This is a genomic window from Sorangium sp. So ce448, assembly GCF_051520915.1.
Taxonomy (GTDB): domain Bacteria; phylum Myxococcota_A; class Polyangia; order Polyangiales; family Polyangiaceae; genus Sorangium; species Sorangium cellulosum_B.
Window position 1 is genome coordinate 8,830,335 of sequence record NZ_CP150343.1, and the last position, 17,940, is coordinate 8,848,274.

The following is a 17,940-nucleotide window of genomic DNA, read 5'->3' on the forward strand; positions in this document are numbered from 1 at the left end:
ACCTCCGCCGACCTCGGCAGAACGGTGAGCCATGCCGACGAACGACCCCGACAGTCAGCTCGACGAGCTCCTTCGCGCGCTCGACGCAAACCCTCGCGCCGCCGACGTCTTCTATCCCAGGCAGGTGAAGACGAGCCCACCCGCCGGCGCGACGGACTACGACATCCCCGTCGCCCCCGGGGTGACGCTCGGCGCGCGCTGGCACCTGTCCGACCCACGCAATCCGACCGTGCTCGCGTTCCACGGCAATGGCGAGACCATCCCCGACTACGACGACATCGCCGAAGGCTGGCATGACATCGGGCTCAACCTCTTCATGGTCGATTACCGTGGCTATGGCTGGAGCAGCGGGCAGCCGTCGCTGCGCTCTCTCCGTGAAGATCCCTTGAAGGTCTCCGACTTCTTCCTGCGCGAGCTCGCCGACAAGAGCCGCGCCGCAGGCCTCGATCAGCCGCCGAAGCCGCTGCTCTTCGGCCGCTCTCTCGGCAGCTCCCCGGCGTCGCGCATCGCCGCGCACCGCGGCGACGCGTACCGCGCGCTCCTCCTCGAGAGCGGGTTCAGCGACGTGCGGCAACTGCTCGCCCTCTTCGAGATCGACCTCGGCGATCTGCGAGACGAGGCGCACCGCAGCTTCTCGAACCCGGAGCTCCTGAGGAACGTCGAGATCCCGGTCCTCGTCCTGCACGGCGCGCGCGACAGGCTGCTCCCGCCGGACCACGCCCGCGAGAACCACGCGGCCGTCCCCCACGAGAGGAAAGCCCTGCACCTCATCGACGGCGCCGGGCACAACGATATCCTCCTCTTCGCGTCCGCCTATTTCGGAGCGATACGGGCCTTCCTGCAGAAGCACTGAGAGAAGCGCCGCGCAGGACCGCCGAACGGAGCTCGCTTTACACCTCGAACAGCAGAAACGGCTTGCCGGTGAGCTTCCTCAGCAGCGGCATCGCCACGTTGTACACCGGAGTCCCGTTCGACGTGTGCCCCTCGAGCGCCCCGTGGTGCGCGTGGCCGTGGAAGACCACGTCGGCGCCGTACAGATCGATCGGCGCCGCAAGGCGGCTCGTCCCAAGGAACGGCCTTATCTCCACGTTCTCGCCGACGGTCGTCTCGAGGATCGGCGTGTAATGCATGATCACGATCTTCTTCTCGCTGTCGAGCTGCGACAGCGCCGCCTCGAGCTTCAGCGCCTCGGTCACGGCCTCCTGCACGAACGCCTTGAGCGGACCCTCGCCGAACGCCTGCAGCGTCGCGCTCCCGAAACCGCCCATGAAGCCCTTCACGCCGGCAACCCCGATGTCGTCGCGCAAGATCAGGTGATCCCCGTCGAGCACCTCGACGCCCGCGTCGCCCAGGAGCTTCGCTATCTCGGCGCCCGCCCCCCGGTCGAGATCGTGGTTGCCGAGCACGGCGGCGCACGGCATCGAGAGCCCGGCGAGCGCGTCGGCCAGCACCTTCGCCTCCTCGGGATGGCCACGATCGGTGAGATCGCCGCACAGCACGAGCAGCTCCGCCTCCGCGTTCACCGCCTTCACGAGCTCGCGCATCCTGGCGCCGTGCTCCGGCCGGCAGTGCAGATCCGAGGACGCCGCGATACGGCGCTTGCCCGGCTCCCCGTTCCCTGTGGCGGCGGCGGCGCTCATGATCCCGGCTTGCGGACCCGCGCCGCCTCGACCTCCACCCCCGGCCCCTCCGCGCCGCCCGGAGCCCCGTCACGGCGCGGCTTGCCCTTGCCGAGGCGAGGCCGCCCCGCCGCAGACGGCCGGCGCTTCCTGCACAGCGCCCCCCGCGCCGCCTCGGGCGCGGACGCAGCGGACCCCACGACGAGCCCGAGCTTCTCGTAATCGTGCACGTACTGCTGCCTGCTGATCAGGTTGCCCCGGCATACCCGGAGCGGCGCGTCACCGGCCCGCGTCTGCTCCAGCGTACGCCGGCAGAGCTCGTCGATGATCCACCCAGGCACCCGGCTCCGCGCGCCCGGATAGACGAAGCGGTACAGGGTCAGGTGCGCGAACAGGACCTCCCAGTAGGGACCGAACCGGGCGAGGAGCCTCTCCCAGTCCATCTCGTCCCCACACGCGTAGATCAGGTGGTTCACGTCGGCGCCGTCGTACCGCTCCCGCTCGTCCACGAACGCCTTCGTGAAGATGATCTCCTCGACCGGCGCGATCAGGCAGGAGTGCCCCAGGATCGTGGCCGGACGCGCGTGCTCGAACCAGCCGCCATCCACCACGGCCAGGCCGTTGCTCGACGAGAAGATGAGATCGATGAATCGGTCGCCCGCGTAGGCCTTCCCGATCCACCGCGGATCGACGAGCTCCGTCTCGAAGCCGGCCCGCTCCAGCGCCCTGAACGCCGCCGGCACCTCCCGCTCGTCCAGCATCACATCGAGATCCTTCGTGTCCCGGAAAATGCCCGTGTACGCGAAGAAGGCATACGCCCCCGCCACCATGAACGGCACACCGGCGCAGAGGAGGGCGTCCATCGCCCTCACCCTCACCTCCAGCTCGCCCGCGCGGGAGAGCTGACCGGCGGGGTCGTCGAAGGCCGGAGGAGCGAGCGCCGCGCGCTCGCCGGCGCGCGTCGCCCGGGCTGAAAGCGCGTGCTCCGCGTCGCCTGCGACAAGGGATCCGCTGCGGACCATCCCCCTCTGCGTAATGAACAGGACGTGCGATGGCGACCCCCCTCCCCCCTCACGCGCCCGGAACATGCGAGGACTGCGTGGACGCCGTGGACCACGCCGGAAGACGCCGGAACGACGCGAACGAAGGAAGAGAAGCGGTCTCGTCCTCGCTGACCATTGCACGACGTGGCGGGTCTGGCTCAAGCTCGCCTGCCGGGACCGCTCGGCGCGCTCCGAGCTGGCTGGCAACGAGCCGCGGCCCCCGACGCTCGAAGAGGAGGCACATCCGTGAACACCGCCATCGCGACGATCAATCCAGCGACCGGAGAGACGATCGAGACGTTCGAACCCCTCTCCTCAGCGGCGCTGGAGCAGAAGGTGGCGCGCGCGCACGCCGCGTTCCGCAGCTTCCGGCAGACCCCGGTCGCCGAGCGGGCCCAGAAGCTGCGCCGGGCAGCCGACATCCTGGACGGCGAGAAGGAGCAGCTCGGGCAGCTCATGACGCTCGAGATGGGGAAGACCATCGGCTCCGCCATCGCCGAGGCCCAGAAGTGCGCGACCGCGTGCCGCTACTACGCCGACAACGCCGAGCGCCTGCTCGCCCCCGAAGAGGTCGCCACCGACGCGGGCAAGAGCTACGTGGCCTTCCACCCGCTCGGCGTGGTGCTCGCCATCATGCCGTGGAACTTCCCGTTCTGGCAGGTCTTCCGCTTCGCCGCGCCGGCGCTCGTCGCCGGCAACGTCGGCCTCCTCAAGCACGCCTCGAACGTCCCCCGCTGCGCGCTCGCGATCGAGGACATCCTCCGCCGGGCCGGCTTCCCGGAAGGGGTCTTCCAGGCGCTGCTCGCCGGGACCGACGTCGTGCCGCGCCTCCTCGCCGACCCGCGCATCGCGGCCGCGACGCTCACCGGCAGCGAGAACGCGGGGCGCAGCGTCGGCGCCCACGCCGGGAAGCACCTCAAGAAGGTGGTGCTCGAGCTCGGCGGCAGCGATCCGTTCATCGTCATGCCGAGCGCCGACCTCAACGCCGCCGTGGGGACCGCGATCCGGGCGCGCATCATCAACAACGGCCAGTCCTGCATCGCGGCGAAGCGCTTCATCGTGCACGAGTCGATCGCGCCCGAGTTCGAGCAGCGCTTCGTCGCGACCATGCGGCGCCTGCGGGTCGGTGATCCGATGGATCCGTCGGTCGACGTCGGGCCGCTCGCCACGCCGCAGATCGCCGCGGAGCTCGAGGAGCAGGTGCGGGCGTCGGTGGCCGCGGGCGCGCTCCTCCTCACCGGAGGCAAGCGGCTGAAGGGGCCGGGCAACTACTTCCCGCCGACCGTGCTCACCGACGTCCAGCGCCCCTCCCCCGCCGCCGACGACGAGCTCTTCGGCCCGGTCGCGGCGGTCTTCCGCGTCACCGACCTCGACGAGGCCATCCACATGGCGAACTCCACCCGGTTCGGCCTCGGGGCGAGCGCCTGGACCCGCGACGCCGACGAGCGCGAGCGGCTCATCAACGAGCTCGATGCCGGCCAGGTGTTCATCAACGGGATGGTCGTGTCCGACCCCCGGCTGCCGTTCGGCGGCATCAAGATGTCCGGCTACGGCCGCGAGCTCTCCTCGTACGGCCTGCGCGAGTTCGTGAACGTCAAGACCGTCTGGATCGCCAAGGACGAACGGCCGAGGGGCCTGCCTGCATCCGAGTGATCCGAGGAGGATCGAGATCGACTCGTCCCCGGGCAACCCCCACGGGATCCCGCGCACCGCCCATTCGGTCCTGACGCGCGATCTTGTCGACCGCGAGGGCCACCCGACGCGCGAGGCGCTCTCGCGCGTCCTCGCCTTCTTCCGCGAGCGACTCCACCCCTGACCGCCCACAACGGAAGCCGCGCCCAAGCCGGAACGCGACGCGACGCGACGCGATCACGAAACCACGCGACGAGGCACCGCCGGTTGCGTCTCCGTGAACGTCGACTTACCGTTATTGATTGTGTCGGACGATCCGGCCGTGGCCGCTCTGCTGAGCGAGTACCCCCCTGCAGCGCAACAGCTGACCTTGCGCGTGCGCAAGCTGCTCCTCCGCATCATTCCCGACGTCCACGAGCACGTCTATCCAGGCTGGCGGCTCGTCAGCTTCCGGATGGGCAGCGGCGACCAGCACACGATCTGCTGGCTCGCCCCGCAGCGCGTCGGCGTGACCCTCGGCTTCGAGCGCGGCGCCGAGCTGCCGGATCCGAACCGCCTGCTCACCGGCGAAGCCAAGCAGGCCAGGAACCTCCATATCCGCGCTGCCAAGGACGTGGACGTCGCCGCGATCGCCACGCTTGTCGCGGCCGCCGTCGCGCTCCACCGGGACCGGTGAGGATCGCGCGGAGCGCCGCTGCGCGACGGCCGCGCCCGCGGCTCAGCGGCGCCCGTGGACGACCCGCCCGCCCGTCTTGCCGAGCGCGTACGAGAACCCGAGCTCCAGCGTGGAGCGGGTGACGATCGCCCCGAGATCGAGCCCCTGCTCCACCATGAGCCGCGCGGCCTCGGGCGCGATCCCGACGAGCACCACCTCGGCCCCGAGCAGCCCGGCGGCGCGCGCCGCCTGCGCGAGGTGGTTCGCCGCGCTCGCGTCGACCACCGCCATGCCGGTGACGTCGATGATCACGACGCGCGCCTGGTGCTCGGAGATCTCCTTCAGCATCGCCTCGATGAAGCGGCCGGAGCGGTGCGTGTCCAGCGCGCCCACGATCGGCATGACGAGGACGCCGCGCGCGATCGGCACCACCGGGCTCGACATCGCGGCGATCGTCTCGAGGAGCGCCTCCTGGCGGCTGCTCAGCGACTCGAGCGCCCTCGTCCGCTCCTTGATCCGCGACAGGAGCCGCGCGTTCTCGATCACGACGGCGGCCACCGCGGCCACGCGCTCGATGAGCGCCAGGTCGGTCGCCGAGCACGCGTCGGGCTGCGGGCTGGCCAGGACGAGGACCCCGAGGACCGCCTCCCGGGAGAGCAGCGGCACGCCGACCAGCGTGCGCGCGCCGCTCCGGCGCGCCTCGGCGACGTCGCGGAAGTGCTCGTGCTCGCTCGACGCGGTGTCGATGACGAGCGAGCTGCACGAGCGCATCACCCGGCCCACGAACGAGTCGTCCGCGACGGGCGCGCGCTGGTCGTCGACGAGGCTCTCGCGCTGGGCCATGCCGATCACCAGGAAGTCGAGCGCGCGCTCGTGCCCCCCCGCGCCCAGCCTGCGGTTCGCGATCCTGCGCGCGGAGCTCGAGGCGAGGTGATCCGAGAGGGCGCTCGAGAACGGCGTGCGCTCGAGGGTCACGAGGTCGACCCCCGTGTCGATGCAGCGCGACGCCGGCAGATCCGCGAGGGCCTCCGGGACGCCGCGCGTGGCCATCTCGTAGAGCGCCTGCACGCCGCGGTACCCCATGTCGTACTCGCGCTGCACGATCGCCGCGTGGATCACGCCGTCCTGGAGCATCGCGACCGTCGAGGTGACGAGATCGAAGGCGACCACCTTGAGATCGCCGGACCGCCCGAGCTTCATCGACGCCAGCCCCAGGCTGGGGCCGTTCTCGCTGCACACACCCAGGGCGCCGGCGAGGCCGGGGTTCGAACGCACCGCGTCGACGGCGAGCACGATCGAGCGCTCCACGTCGAACTGGTTCTCCGAGAGCGAGTCCACGCGGACCGCCGAGCCGGCGATCGCCTCGCGGAAGCCCTCGATGCGCCCCTGGGCGTTCGGCACGGCGAAGGACTCCGCCTGGATGGTGATCTCGCCTCCCTGCGGCAATAACCGCAGCATCGCCTCGCCTGCGATCCTCCCGGCGGCCCGGTTGTCGGTCCCGACGTAGAGCAACGACCGGCTGCCCGGCGCGGCCGGCGTGTCGATCGTGATGACCGGGATGCCCGCCGCCATCGCGCGGCCGATGGCCGGCTCGAGCGCCACGGGGTCGATGGGCGCGATCGCGATCCCGCCCACCCGCCGGCGGATCCCTTCTTCGAGGAGCGCCTCCTGAGCCGCGGCGCCGGCGGACATGACGCTCCTGAACTCGACCCCGACCCGGAGATCGCGCCCCGCCGCCAGCGCGCCGTCCCGCAGGTTGTTCCAGTACGCCGTCATCGGCCGGCGGGGAGCCTTGTAGACGCGGATCATCGGCTGGCCTGGCGCGCGGCTCGCGGCGTACGATCCGCGCCCCCCATCGGCGACGCGCCCCTCGCCGCCGGCATCCTCCAGGACGGCGAGGTCGATCGCGCTCCAGCGCGGGCCGGTCTGAACGCTCCGGATCCCGTCCGCGAGCGTCTCGATGAGCTCGAGGGGATCGACCGACTCGGCGACGGAGCTCAGCACCTCCTCGAGCAGGCGCAGCTCCTGGGCGCTCTGCGCCTTCTCCTCGAAGAGGCGGCGCCGCTCGAGCGCGGCGCCCACGCTCGCCGCGACCGACTCCACGAGCGCGCGGCGCGGGCCCGAGAGCGGCGTCGCGTCCGGCTGCTCCAGGGCGAGGTAGGCGCCCGGCGCGCCGAACATGGGCACCGCGATGACGTGGACGTGGACGCCGTCGGGCAGCCAGCCAGGCGCTTCCGCGAGCTCGGGCAGGTGCGCCCGGTACCACGCGGTCGCGGGGACGAGGCACGGGCCGTTCGCCGCCTCGGGCGCCGCGGCGGGGCCGAACGGAGCCGACGCGCTGAGCGCCCCGCCGTCGGACGGCATGTTCACCCGGCCCGGCAGGAGGCCGTCGAGCCCGACGACCGCCCTGTACGAGAGGCGCCGGCCGGTGCGTATCAGCAGGCTCCCGCGCCGCGCGCCCGGGAGGCCCTCCATGGCTCGCCGCACAAGGTCGTGGAGAGTCGAGAAAACGTCCAGTCCGGTGGTCATGCAGATCCGTTCAGCCGCTCGCTCGCTCGCTGCGCGGCGCGCGTGCGGGCGCATCCCGTAGCAGGCGTGAGCGGGCTCGTGCTTGTCAAGCGGAGACGATGGGACCACCGTAGGACCACGAGGAGCTCGCACCCGCATGAAGCTCGCCTCTCTCCGCGGCCCAGGCCGCGACGGCACGCTCGTCGTCGTCCGCCGCGACGGCCTCGCCTACACGCCTGCAGGCGAGGCCTTCCCCACGCTCCAGGCCGCGCTGGACGACTGGGAGCGCGCCGAGCCCGCGCTCCGCCGCATCGCGGCCGACGTCGAGTCCGGCGAGGCGGCCGTGACGCCGCTGGTCGCGGAAGAGCTCGCTGCGCCGCTTCCGCGCGCCTACGAGTGGATCGACGGCTCGGCGTACATCCACCACATCGTGCTCGTGCGCAAGGCGCGCGGCGCCGAGCCTCCCGAGACGCTGACGACCGATCCGCTCGTGTACCAGGGCGGCTCCGGTGTTCTCCTCGGCCCGACCGACGACATCGTCTTGCGCGACGAGGCCTGGGGCCTCGATTTCGAGGCCGAGGTCTGCGTCATCCTCGGCGACACCCCGCAGGGCACGCACCGCGAAGAGGCCCACCGGCACATCCGCCTCTTCCTGCTGGCCAACGACGTGACGCTGCGCAACCTCGTGCCCGCCGAGCTCGCGAAGGGGTTCGGGTTCTTCTGCTCCAAGCCCGCCACCGCGTTCTCGCCGTTCGCGATCACGCCCGACGAGCTCGGCGACGCGCTCCGCGACGGGCGCGTCCACCTGCGGCTCCGCTCGACGTACAACGGCGCGCTCATCGGCGATCCCGAGGCCGGCCCGGAGATGCACTTCTCGTTCTTCGAGCTCATCGAGCACATCGCCAGGACGCGCGGCTTCACGGCGGGGACCCTCCTCGGCAGCGGCACCGTCTCCAACGAGGACCCGGCGCGCGGCGTGTCTTGCCTCGCCGAGCGGCGCATGCTCGAGATCCTCTCGGACGGGGCGGCCAGGACGCCGTTCATGAAGCCAGGAGACACGATCATGATCGAGATGCTGAATCGCGCGGGAGAGAGCCTGTTCGGGCGCATCGCGCAGCGGGTGGTGACCCGATGAGCGCCACGGTGAAGGGGCTCGCGCTCTACGGCTACTGGCGCAGCTCGTGCAGCTGGCGCGTGCGCATCGCCCTGGCCCACAAGGGCATCGAGCACGCGTACCGGCCGGTGAACCTCGTCCGGGACGGCGGCGAGCAGCTCCGCGACGAGTACCGGGCCAAGAACCCGATGGCGCAGGTGCCCCTGCTCGAGTTCGAGCAGGGCGGCGCCGTCCGGCGTGTGTCCCAGTCGGTGGCCATCATCGAGCTGCTCGAGGACCTCTTCCCCGCGCCGCCGCTCCTGCCCGCGGATCCGTACCTGCGCGCCAGGGCGCGGCAGCTCGTGGAGATGATCAACTCCGGCACGCAGCCGATGCAGAACACCGCCACGCTGAAGTACGTGAGGGACGAGCTCGGCGGCGACGAGAAGGCCTTCGGCCGGCGCTTCATCGCCTCTGGCCTCGCCGCGTTCCAGGCGGCGGCGAGCGAGCTCTCCGGGCGGTTCTGCGTCGGCGACGAGGTCAGCGTGGCGGACGTGTTCCTCGTGCCCCAGCTCTACAACGCGCGGCGCTACGAGGTCGACCTCGCGCCGCTCTCGACCCTCACGCGCATCGAGGCCGCGTGCATGGATCTGCCCGCGTTCCAGGCCGCCCACGCCGACCGCCAGGTCGACGCGGTCGCCTAGCTCGCCCCCTGCGTTACCCCTCGCGACGGAGGACCCGGATGGCCAAGGTGGAGTCGATCGGCATCAAGCGCGTGGAGGCGCTGCACTACTACGTGCGCGACCTGGAGCGGAGCCGCAGGTTCTACACGGAGCGGCTCGACTTCGCGGAGATCGCCGCGAGCTCGCCGGAGCTCACGGCGGCGGCGGCGCAGCGCTCGGTCGTCTTCCAGGCCGGCGAGTGCGTCGTCGTCTGCTCGCAGCCCGCCGGCGAGGGGGGGCGGGCGTGGCGGTACCTGCGCAAGCACCCCGACGGCGTGGGCACGGTCATCTTCGAGGTGGAGGACATCGACCGCGCCTTCCGGCTGCTCGACGGCCGCGGGGGCACGCCGATCGACGAGATCCACCGGGTGACGGAGGCAGGCGGCACCTTCGCCTCGTTCTCGATCACGACGCCGTTCGGAGACACCACCTTCCGCTTCGTGGAGCGGCGCGGCTACCCCGCGCTGTTCCCCGGCTGCGTGGCCTACGACGCGCCGCGCGGCGGCGAGAACCGCTTCGGGATCGCCCGGTTCGATCACATCACCTCGAACTTCCAGACGATGGCGCCCGCTCTGCTGTGGATGGAGCACGTGCTGGGGCTCGAGCCGTTCTGGCAGATCGCGTTCCACACGAACGACGTGGCGAAGGACGCGGACCACGGCTCGGGCCTGCGCTCGGCCGTGATGTGGGACCCGGCCTCGGGCGTGAAGTTCGCGAACAACGAGCCTTACCGGCCGCACTTCAAGAGCTCGCAGATCAACGTCTTCAACGAGGAGCACCGCGGCGACGGGGTGCAGCACGTGGCGCTCGCCGTGGAGGACATCCTCGCCGCCGTGCGCGCGATGCGCGGCCGCGGCGTGGAGTTCATGCCGACCCCGGCCGCCTATTACGACATGCTGCCCGAGCGCCTGCAGCGGCTCGGCATCGGGCAGATCGACGAGGACGTGGCGGAGCTGCGCGAGCTCGAGGTGCTCGTCGACGGCGACGGCGCGAGGTCCTACCTCCTCCAGATCTTCCTCAAGGAGTCGTCGGGCACGCACCGCGATCCCGACGCCGGGCCGTTCTTCTTCGAGCTCATCCAGCGCAAGGGGGACCGCGGCTTCGGCGCCGGCAACTTCCGGGCGCTGTTCGAGAGCATCGAGCGGCAGCAGAAGGCGGGGCACGGCTGATGCTCGATCGCGTCGTCGCCGGGATCGTCCCGCCCAAGCACCACATCGCCCTGCGGAGCGAGGCGGGGGATCTCCGCTACGAGGAGTGCCTGACGCGGGCGGGCTTCGACGGCCCCTACACGATCGCCTACCACGAGCGCCGGCCGCACGAGCACCGGGTCGCGGAGGCCGCGCACGGCTTCACGCTGCCGGTCGCCGCGCCGGCGCGCCCGCTGGCGAAGCGGCACTACCGGTCGCAGGATCTGCCGCGGCGGGGCGGGCCCGCCGTCGACTGCCGCGTGCCGCTGCTCTTCAACGACGACGTGGTGATCGGGCTCGCCCAGCCGGACGTGGCCGATCCTGTGTACTTCGCGAACGCGGACGCCGACGAGCTGTTCTTCGTCTTCCACGGGGGCGGCGTGCTGCGCACGATGCTCGGCGATCTCCGCTTCGAGCAGGACGACTACGTCGTCATCCCGAAGGGGCTCTTTTACCGCTTCCTCCCGGACGCCGCGCCCCAGCGGTGGCTCTCGATCGAGGCCGCGGACATCCACCTCCCGGGCAAGTGGCGCAACGACGTCGGTCAGCTGCGGATGGACGCGCCGTACTCGCACCGTGATTTCCGGCGGCCCACGTTCGTCGGCCCCCTCGACGAGGGCATTCGGTCCCTGGTCGTGAAGCGCGGCGGCGCCTTCCACGGCTTCACCCTCGAGCGCTCGCCGCTCGACGTCGTCGGCTGGGACGGGGCGGTGTACCCGTTCGTGTTCCCGATCCAGCGCTTCCAGGCGCGCGTCGGGCTCGTCCACCTGCCTCCGGACTGGCACGGGACGTTCGCCGCGCGCGGCGCCCTCGTCTGCAGCTTCGTGCCGCGCCCGACCGACTTCCACCCGGAGGCGATCCCCTGCCCGTACCCCCACGCGTCGGTCGATTGCGACGAGTTCCTGTTCTACTGCCGCGGCAACTTCACCTCGCGCCGCGGCGTCGGCCCCGGCAGCATCTCGCACCATCCGGCCGGCGTCCCGCACGGGCCGCACCCGGGCGCGTACGAGGCGAGCCTCGGGGCCCGCGAGACGAGCGAGCTCGCGGTCATGCTCGACACGACCCGCCCGCTCTCGGCCACCGCGGCCGCGCTCGCGGTGGAGGACCCGGGCTACCAGGACAGCTTCATCGCGGGGGCAGGGGCGAGTTGAAGCAGGCGGTCGTGCACTCGTTGAAGCGCTGCGACTCCTCGAAATCGATCCCGTTCAGCCCATTGCAGGACATGCCGAGGATGCAGCGGGCGTTGCACACGATCGACCCGACGCAGTCGTCGGGGTTGGTCGAGAACGGGAATCCCAGCCCGCACGCCATGAAGACGTCGTTGGCGTCCTCGCAGACGGTGCGGAAGATCGAGATGCCGCAGCCACGGAGGCTGTCTCGATGGCCGTCGCAGCTGTCGAACAGGTAATTCTCGTCCTTGCATTCGAGCTCCTCCTCGACGCAGGTCACGTACTCGTCGAAGGAGCCGGTGCAGCTCGCCTTCACGGCGGCCGCCCGCGCGGTCTCCGCCTTGTCGACGCACTCGAGGTACCTCGCCTCGCTGCAGCCGGAGCAATCGCAGATGCGGTCGCAGGCGCGCTCCTCGGGCGAGGGGCAGCCAGCGGACACGAGCGCGCCAGCGGCGGCGGCCAGGGAGAGGAGCAGCCGGTGGGTGAGCGGCGGGCGGCGCTTGGGGGCGAGCACGGTGACCTCCTCCCCCTACTCTATTTCATTTCGGCATCTTGCCGAGCCGCTCGAGCAGCGCACGCACGAGGAGCGGCCACGCGACCGTGGCGTCCGCGTACACCTCGGAGAAGCGCCCGCCCTCCTGCGGCGGGGTGAACTTCCCCCAGCTCACGCCCTCGGAGTACGTGCAGCCGGACAGGCCGCCCCAGTGAACGGGCTCGGGGCAGATGCGGACGCCGTACTGGAACCGCGGGTGATCGACCTCGATGTCCAGGCGATCGCCGACGATGTCGTAGAACGGCGCGACCTGCTGGGCCCAGTTGCGCGGCACGCCGCCGCCGATGGTGAAGATGCCGAGGCGCTTCTTCTTGCGGACCAGGCGGGCGTAGCTCAGCAGATCGAGGAACGGATTGTACGGCGGCGGCACGGCCTCGCGCCACAGGTCGAAGCCCGGCTTGTCGCCGTGCTGCGCCTTCACCTTGCGCAGCATCCACGTCGCCACGTCGAGGCCCATCTCGCTGTCGGTGAAGGCCGGCACATAGACGGGCACGTCGCGGAGGTACGCGCTCCGGAGCACGCCCGGCGAGTCGCCCATCTCGGCCAGCGCCTTGCCGAGCTGGCGGCAGATGATCTCGCTCGACCAGGGAGAGCCCGGGTCCAGCTTGTCGAGCTCTTTCCGGACGAAGACCTCGATCGCGTTGAGGTTCTTCTCCATCTCGAGCGTGTCGTAGACGCGGTTGTACCCCTTCTCGAAGTACGTCTCGTCGGAGATGCCCGGGTTCGCCTTGTAATGGGTCAGGCCGACCGCCTCGCTCAGCCCGTGCGCCATGAGCGCTCCCGTGCTGATGATGCAGTCGATCATGCCGGCCTCGATCATCCTGACGATGACGACGCCCATCTTGGCGACCGTCATCGCGCCGGAGAACGTCGCCACGACGAGGCAGTCCTCATCGCGCACCATCGCCTCGAGCACGTCGCACGCCTCGCCGAGCGCGCGGCCGCTGAACGCGGTCCTGCTCATCGCGCGGAGCAGATCGTCGAACGAGTCAATCTTCAGCGGGTCGAGCGCGGCGAGCGGGACGAGCTGGTCTTCGACGCCGTCGCCGAGCTGGCGGTGCGAGGAACGAGGATGCTTCGGAGAGGACATAGGGCGCGAACATATACCCGCGCGGGGGGTGGGCCGTCGAGCGCGAAGCTCCCCGCGAGAGCGGCGAACTCAGGGCCGGACGGGCAGCGAGCACGCGAGGCGGCGCGCGGATCTGTCCGCGGGTCCGCCCGCTGGTCTGCCCGCTGCCGTGCCCTCCGTTCCGCCGGTTCCGCCGAGCTTCCCGGCGCCCTGGCCGATCCCGCGATCGCCGCCTTCGGCGCGCCGGGCCGCGAGATCGGCGCGAACGAACACGAGCGGGCCATCGCTGGGCTGGCCGTCGGTCCGCCGCTCCAGATCGATCAGCGCGGCGATCTTCGCCACGCAAACGTCACGACCTGACACACGGACGTCATAGACAGCCGTGCTCGCGGGCGCGCGGCGGCCATCGACCGTCGCGAACGCGCTCGCGCGATCGAGCAGGAAACGCGCGCCGGGCGGGCGCGCGGCGCACGCCGGCATGCGGGTGAGCTCGGTGCGGACATTCGGGACGATCTCCCAGCCGTCGAGCGGCAGGAGCGGCGGGGCCTTCGCGGTCGCTCCTTGCCCCGTCGCCGCGGCAGGCACGATCGGCACCGTCCGGCCGAGCGTCAGGCCGTGGAAGCTGAGCAAGAGGGGCACGCCGGCGCTCGTCGGCTGCCCCAGCGCGGGCTCGCCGAGGTTCGCGAGCGAGGCGATCGGCCGCGGGGCCTCGCCGGAGGACCACGCGACGAGCGACGCCCCGCGGAGCCACGCGACGGGGCCATCCGGCGCCTCGCTGAAGGCGACCTCCGCCTCGGGCATCAGCTCCAGCGGCACCTCGGCGACCTCGGCGCCGCGGCCCGGCCTCACCTGGATCAGCACGTCGCGGCCCGACGCGCGCACGCCGAACAGGATCCGGCCCCCGGACGCCGCGAACCGGGCGAGGATCGCGTCCCGGCCGACGCCCTCGGGCGCCGGGCCCGTCCACGAGCGGACCCTGGCCTGGAGCTCGGTCGGGTCGAGCCAGCGCAGCGTCCACGTCGCCCGCGGCGCGGCGGAGGCGCCGCGCGCCTGGAGATCGGCGCCGGCGCCTCTGGCAGCGGCGCCGTCGGGCGAGCGCACCTCGAGCGCGGCGACGGTGGAGAGCTGGCCCCAGCGCCTGTCGCTCACCGACGAGACGCGCCGCTGGCCGTCCGGTCCGGGCTTCATGTCGCGGACGAGCAGCGCGAGCGCCTCCTGGGTGCTGCGCGGCGGCGGCACGCCCGCCGGCGAGAGCGGCGGCCCCGGCTGTGTCGTGCAGGCCAGCGCGCGCTCCGGCAGCGCAGGGGCCGGCGGCGGGCGGAGCGGCAGGAGCGGCGCGGCCCCGAGCGCGGGACCGCCGGACGGCGCTCCCTGCGCGGGCAGCGGCGGCCCCCAGCCGACGCGGAGGTGGGTCGAGATCCTCAGGCCGGCCTCGTTCACGGCCAGCATCCCGGGCTCGGCGAGCAGGTCGCCACTCCGGGCGATCTCCGCCGCGGCCTGGGGTGGGACCTCGATGGGCGACCACGTGCGGCCGGCGTCATCCGACGCGAGCACCTTCCCTTCCCCGACGGCGATCCCGCGGCCGGCGTGGACCACGGCGTGCGCGGCCCCGGCGAGGCGAGCCCGCGAGGCCTCGCCGCCGGAGGAAAGCACGACGGCGGTGAGCTCTCCGGCCTCGTCGGCCACCACGAACGACAGCGCGCCGTCCTGCCCCTCCTCGATCGGGCTGACCACGTTGACGTCGTCGCCCCCGCCGCGCAGCCAGCCGAGCGGGAGCAGCGGAGCCTCCCTGCCGCCGGCGTCGATCACCGCGACATGGGCGCCGGGCGACGCGCCCTCGTGGCCGTCACCGCGCGGCGCGGGCTCGTCGCGGGGCGCGACGTCGCTGTCCCAGAGCCCGCGCAGGATCGCGATCCGGCCATCGGCGAGCGCGCCGGCGCCGCGCCAGCGGACGTCCGTGCCCGGGCGGACCGTGCTCCACCGGCCGCTCGGCTGGCGCACGCACACGCTGCCCTCGTCCTCCGCGTCGCACGGCGCGAGCAGCAGGGCGCCGCCGCTCGGGGACACGCGGAGCTCGGCCTCGCCGCTCCGCACGAGGACCGGGGGCTCGCTGCCGAGAGGGCGGTCGGGCTTGACCTGGAGCACGCCGAACGGATCGTGGCGGCCGTCCGGCCCGCCCTCGCCGAGCGCGCAGGCCACCCACGCCGCTCGCCCCGCGCGGCCGACGCCGCAGACGTTCAGCCAGTCGCCGCGGCCGAAGGGGGCGACCTCGTGGAGCGCGCCGGTGGCGAGATCCACACGGGCGAGGACGCCGTGGCTCGCCGTGATCGCGGCGGACGTCCACGCCGCGCCGCTCGAGATCGCCGCCTCGAGCGGGTGGCGCCCCGTCGCGCGGATCCAGCGGAGCAGGGGCGCTCCTGGGCCGGGATCGGACGCGTCGTCGACGGGCGCGGGCGCGGGCCCGAGCCGCGCCTCGGCGACCAGGATCCGCGCCTCGCGCTGCCCGGACGACGAGGCCCTGCCCTGCGTCACGGCGATCAGCTCGCCGTCTCGCAGACGGACGTCGGCGACGCGGAGCAGCGCGGCGGGGTCGGCGCCCTCTCCGTCGCCGCCCGGCGCCGGCGCGACGGGGCGCCACGACGCGCCGCCGTCGGCCGTGACCGCGAGCCCTGCCGCCTCGAAGAGCCCGGCGCCGTGCCGCGCGTCGCGGAACGCGAGGGCGCGCAGCGGCAGGGCGGGCAAGCCCGGCAGCGTGCGCGGCTGTCCCGTCTCGATGTCGAGGAAGATCGGGGAGTCGGCGATGGCGTCCCAGACGGCGACGACGGCGGGCCCTCCGCCGATGCGCTGGAGGTCCGCCTCGGACCGGGCGAGGACCGCGGGCGCGCCGAGCGGGTCATCGAACCGGTAGACACCGTGGACTCCGCGCCCGACGAGCCGCGGGCCGGTGGCGGACGGAACCAGCACGAGCTCGATCAGGGGTTCGGGGCACGCCGCGGTCTCCGGCCGTGCCGCGCCGTCGGCCCCGACGAGGACGCGCTGGCCGCCGACGAGCGCGAGCGTGCCGCCGGCGACCCGGGGCCCGATCGCTGTCGCGCCGCTCGCGTCGACCCAGCGGGCGGGCACGGGCGCGGGCGGCGGGGGGCGCTCCGCCGCGGGCGCGCCGCGCTCTTGCGGCGCGGGTCGGGGCGGCGCGCCGCCGCAGCGGGCGAGCGCGAGCGCAGCGAGGAGCGCGGCCGCGCGCCGCGACCTGCGCGGTGGCGCTGCGAGGCGGGGAGCGCCCGCCGCTCTGGACTGCATCATCGGGGCTGAGACTACCGTGATTCGCTGGCCGCCGCGGCGCCGTGACGGGCCCGCGGGCAGCGCCCTGCGGCCGGCATGCGCCCGCCAGAGGTGCGGTGTCCATGGGGCGGTACACGGAGGCAGCGCCCGCGACAGGGACGCAGCGACCGCGACAGCGAGGCTCAGTGGACGGCCGAGCCTGCCGGGACCGGGGCGGTCTCGTCTGCCAGCGCGGCTGCCCTGCGGGCGAGGAGGGCCATGAGCCCCCTGGCGCCGACCACGGCATGGTCGGACACGCAGTTGTTGAAGATCGCGTGCACCTGCTCTGCCTCCTGGGAGAGCCGCGCGACGGTCTCCGCCCAGGGAGCGAGCTCCACAGGATCGTAGACGTACCTGAACTTCTCGTTCACGCCGACGGGCGCGTCCCAGGTCTCCTCGCGCCGGCCGTGGAAGCGCACAACGGCGAGGCGAGGATCGGCGACGAGGGGGGTGGGAGGCATGCTGTTGTCCTTGCCCTGCGGCTCATCGACGATGACGTAGAATGCGCCGAGGTCCCGGAGGAGGTCCGCGACGCGCTCGATGCGTCCGGGCATGCCCCATGACCCGTGCCGGAGCTCGACGGCGAACGGGAGCCCGTCCATCCGTCTCCGGCAATCCTCGATCACACGCACGTTGCCGCGCGTCGCCGTGAACCACGGAGGGAACTGGAAGAGCACATACCCCAGCTTGCCCGCCTGGCGCAGCGGATCGAGCGCCAGCCGGAAGCGTTCCCAGAGCGCGTCTCTGACCTCGGCCGGCAGGTCTGCCGGGTAGAGGCGCCGCCGGTCGAAGAGCGAGGCTGGCAGCGCGCCCTGGACGTCCGGGGGGAGGCGGGCGGGCTCCACGGGGTGCTGGGTGAGCGGCGCGAACGCCTTCATGTTGAACACGAAATCAGGCGGAGTCCGCTCGACCCACTGCGCCACCATCCCCGGACCCGGGAGGGCGTAATAGCTCGAGTTGACCTCGACCACGGGGAACTGGGAGGCGTAGAACTTCAGCCGTTGTGCCGGGCTCGACACGCCCTTCGGGTAGAATCGATGGCTCTTCACCAGGGTCGGGTCCGTCCACCCGGCGGTCCCGGCGAGGGCGTTGCCGATGCGGGCGGGCACAGGCGCGCACGCCGCGAGCGCCGCGGCCCGCGCGAGCCGCTGCTCCTGCTGGAGTGGAGCCTCCTCTGAAGGCGACCGCGGCGGGTCGCGCAGGGCTTCTTCGTGCATATCGGGAGCAACCTAAGGCCTCTTTCCGGCGATGGAACCGCGCGCCCGGAGATACGGCGGCAGGCGCTCATTGCATCTCACGAAGGTCCTCTCTCCAGTCGTGCGCATACGCTGGTCGTGCGCGTACGCTCCCGCTCGCTCGACGAGCTCCCGGA

Annotated in this window: 14 protein-coding genes and 1 pseudogene; 8 read left to right on the plus strand and 7 right to left on the minus strand. The window is 72.5% G+C overall.

Going from position 1 to position 17,940, the window contains the following annotated elements:
- Nucleotides 1-31: 31 nt before the first annotated feature.
- Nucleotides 32-853, plus strand: a complete 822-nt coding sequence (locus tag WMF45_RS33325) for an alpha/beta hydrolase (RefSeq protein WP_437709185.1) — start codon at nt 32-34, stop codon at nt 851-853.
- A 37-nt stretch (nt 854-890) separates the two neighbouring features.
- Here WMF45_RS33325 and WMF45_RS33330 read toward each other — a convergent pair whose 3' ends face one another.
- On the minus strand, nt 891-1,640 hold the full coding sequence (locus WMF45_RS33330) for a metallophosphoesterase family protein (RefSeq protein ID WP_437709187.1): 750 nt from the start codon (nt 1,638-1,640) through the stop codon (nt 891-893).
- Complete coding sequence (locus tag WMF45_RS33335; RefSeq protein ID WP_437709189.1) at nt 1,637-2,641, minus strand: hypothetical protein; 1,005 nt, start codon at nt 2,639-2,641, stop codon at nt 1,637-1,639. Before WMF45_RS33335 ends, WMF45_RS33330 begins: the two co-directional genes overlap by 4 nt.
- A gap of 267 nt (nt 2,642-2,908) precedes the next feature.
- Between WMF45_RS33335 and WMF45_RS33340 the strand changes: the two genes are divergently transcribed.
- The 3 genes and pseudogenes from WMF45_RS33340 (at nt 2,909) to WMF45_RS33350 (ending at nt 4,970) form a co-directional block, all read left to right on the plus strand.
- Nucleotides 2,909-4,315: an NAD-dependent succinate-semialdehyde dehydrogenase gene (locus tag WMF45_RS33340; RefSeq protein WP_437709191.1), complete on the plus strand. Its 1,407-nt coding sequence runs from the start codon at nt 2,909-2,911 to the stop codon at nt 4,313-4,315.
- 10 nt (nt 4,316-4,325) lie between these two features.
- Nucleotides 4,326-4,478, plus strand: a pseudogene (locus WMF45_RS33345) (dienelactone hydrolase family protein); the annotation flags it as partial.
- Between the two features lie 138 nt (nt 4,479-4,616).
- Nucleotides 4,617-4,970 carry a DUF1801 domain-containing protein gene (locus tag WMF45_RS33350; protein ID WP_437709193.1) on the plus strand — a complete coding sequence of 118 codons (354 nt, stop codon included), beginning with the start codon at nt 4,617-4,619 and terminating at the stop codon, nt 4,968-4,970.
- 42 nt (nt 4,971-5,012) lie between these two features.
- Here the strand turns inward: WMF45_RS33350 and WMF45_RS33355 are convergent, their stop codons facing one another.
- Complete coding sequence (locus WMF45_RS33355; RefSeq protein ID WP_437709194.1) at nt 5,013-7,478, minus strand: substrate-binding domain-containing protein; 2,466 nt, start codon at nt 7,476-7,478, stop codon at nt 5,013-5,015.
- A 136-nt stretch (nt 7,479-7,614) separates the two neighbouring features.
- Between WMF45_RS33355 and WMF45_RS33360 the strand changes: the two genes are divergently transcribed.
- From WMF45_RS33360 to WMF45_RS33375, 4 genes are read left to right on the plus strand one after another with little or no spacing between them, the layout of a single operon-like run.
- A complete protein-coding gene (locus tag WMF45_RS33360) occupies nt 7,615-8,592 on the plus strand; it encodes a fumarylacetoacetate hydrolase family protein (protein WP_437709195.1) in 978 nt (325 codons plus the stop codon).
- Entirely contained in the window at nt 8,589-9,254 is a 666-nt protein-coding gene (gene maiA / locus WMF45_RS33365) for a maleylacetoacetate isomerase (RefSeq protein ID WP_437709197.1), read from the plus strand. Before WMF45_RS33360 ends, maiA begins: the two co-directional genes overlap by 4 nt.
- Nucleotides 9,255-9,292: 38 nt before the next feature.
- Entirely contained in the window at nt 9,293-10,441 is a 1,149-nt protein-coding gene (locus WMF45_RS33370; protein WP_437709199.1) for a 4-hydroxyphenylpyruvate dioxygenase family protein, read from the plus strand.
- A complete protein-coding gene (locus WMF45_RS33375) occupies nt 10,441-11,610 on the plus strand; it encodes a homogentisate 1,2-dioxygenase (protein WP_437709201.1) in 1,170 nt (389 codons plus the stop codon). Before WMF45_RS33370 ends, WMF45_RS33375 begins: the two co-directional genes overlap by 1 nt.
- On the opposite strand, the gene WMF45_RS33380 is transcribed toward WMF45_RS33375, so the two are convergent.
- The 4 genes from WMF45_RS33380 to WMF45_RS33395 form a co-directional block, all read right to left on the minus strand.
- On the minus strand, nt 11,585-12,142 hold the full coding sequence (locus WMF45_RS33380) for a hypothetical protein (protein ID WP_437709203.1): 558 nt from the start codon (nt 12,140-12,142) through the stop codon (nt 11,585-11,587). The two genes, WMF45_RS33375 and WMF45_RS33380, sit on opposite strands and share 26 nt — an antisense overlap.
- 25 nt (nt 12,143-12,167) lie before the next feature.
- A complete protein-coding gene (locus WMF45_RS33385) occupies nt 12,168-13,271 on the minus strand; it encodes a deoxyhypusine synthase family protein (protein WP_437709205.1) in 1,104 nt (367 codons plus the stop codon).
- 69 nt (nt 13,272-13,340) lie between these two features.
- The gene (locus WMF45_RS33390; RefSeq protein ID WP_437709207.1) at nt 13,341-16,550 is read right to left on the minus strand and encodes a hypothetical protein; all 3,210 of its coding nucleotides are present in this window, start codon (nt 16,548-16,550) and stop codon (nt 13,341-13,343) included.
- Nucleotides 16,551-16,711: 161 nt separating this feature from the next.
- Nucleotides 16,712-17,785 (minus strand): DUF72 domain-containing protein, encoded by a 1,074-nt coding sequence (locus WMF45_RS33395; protein WP_437709208.1) that lies wholly within the window; start codon nt 17,783-17,785, stop codon nt 16,712-16,714.
- Nucleotides 17,786-17,940: the final 155 nt, after the last annotated feature.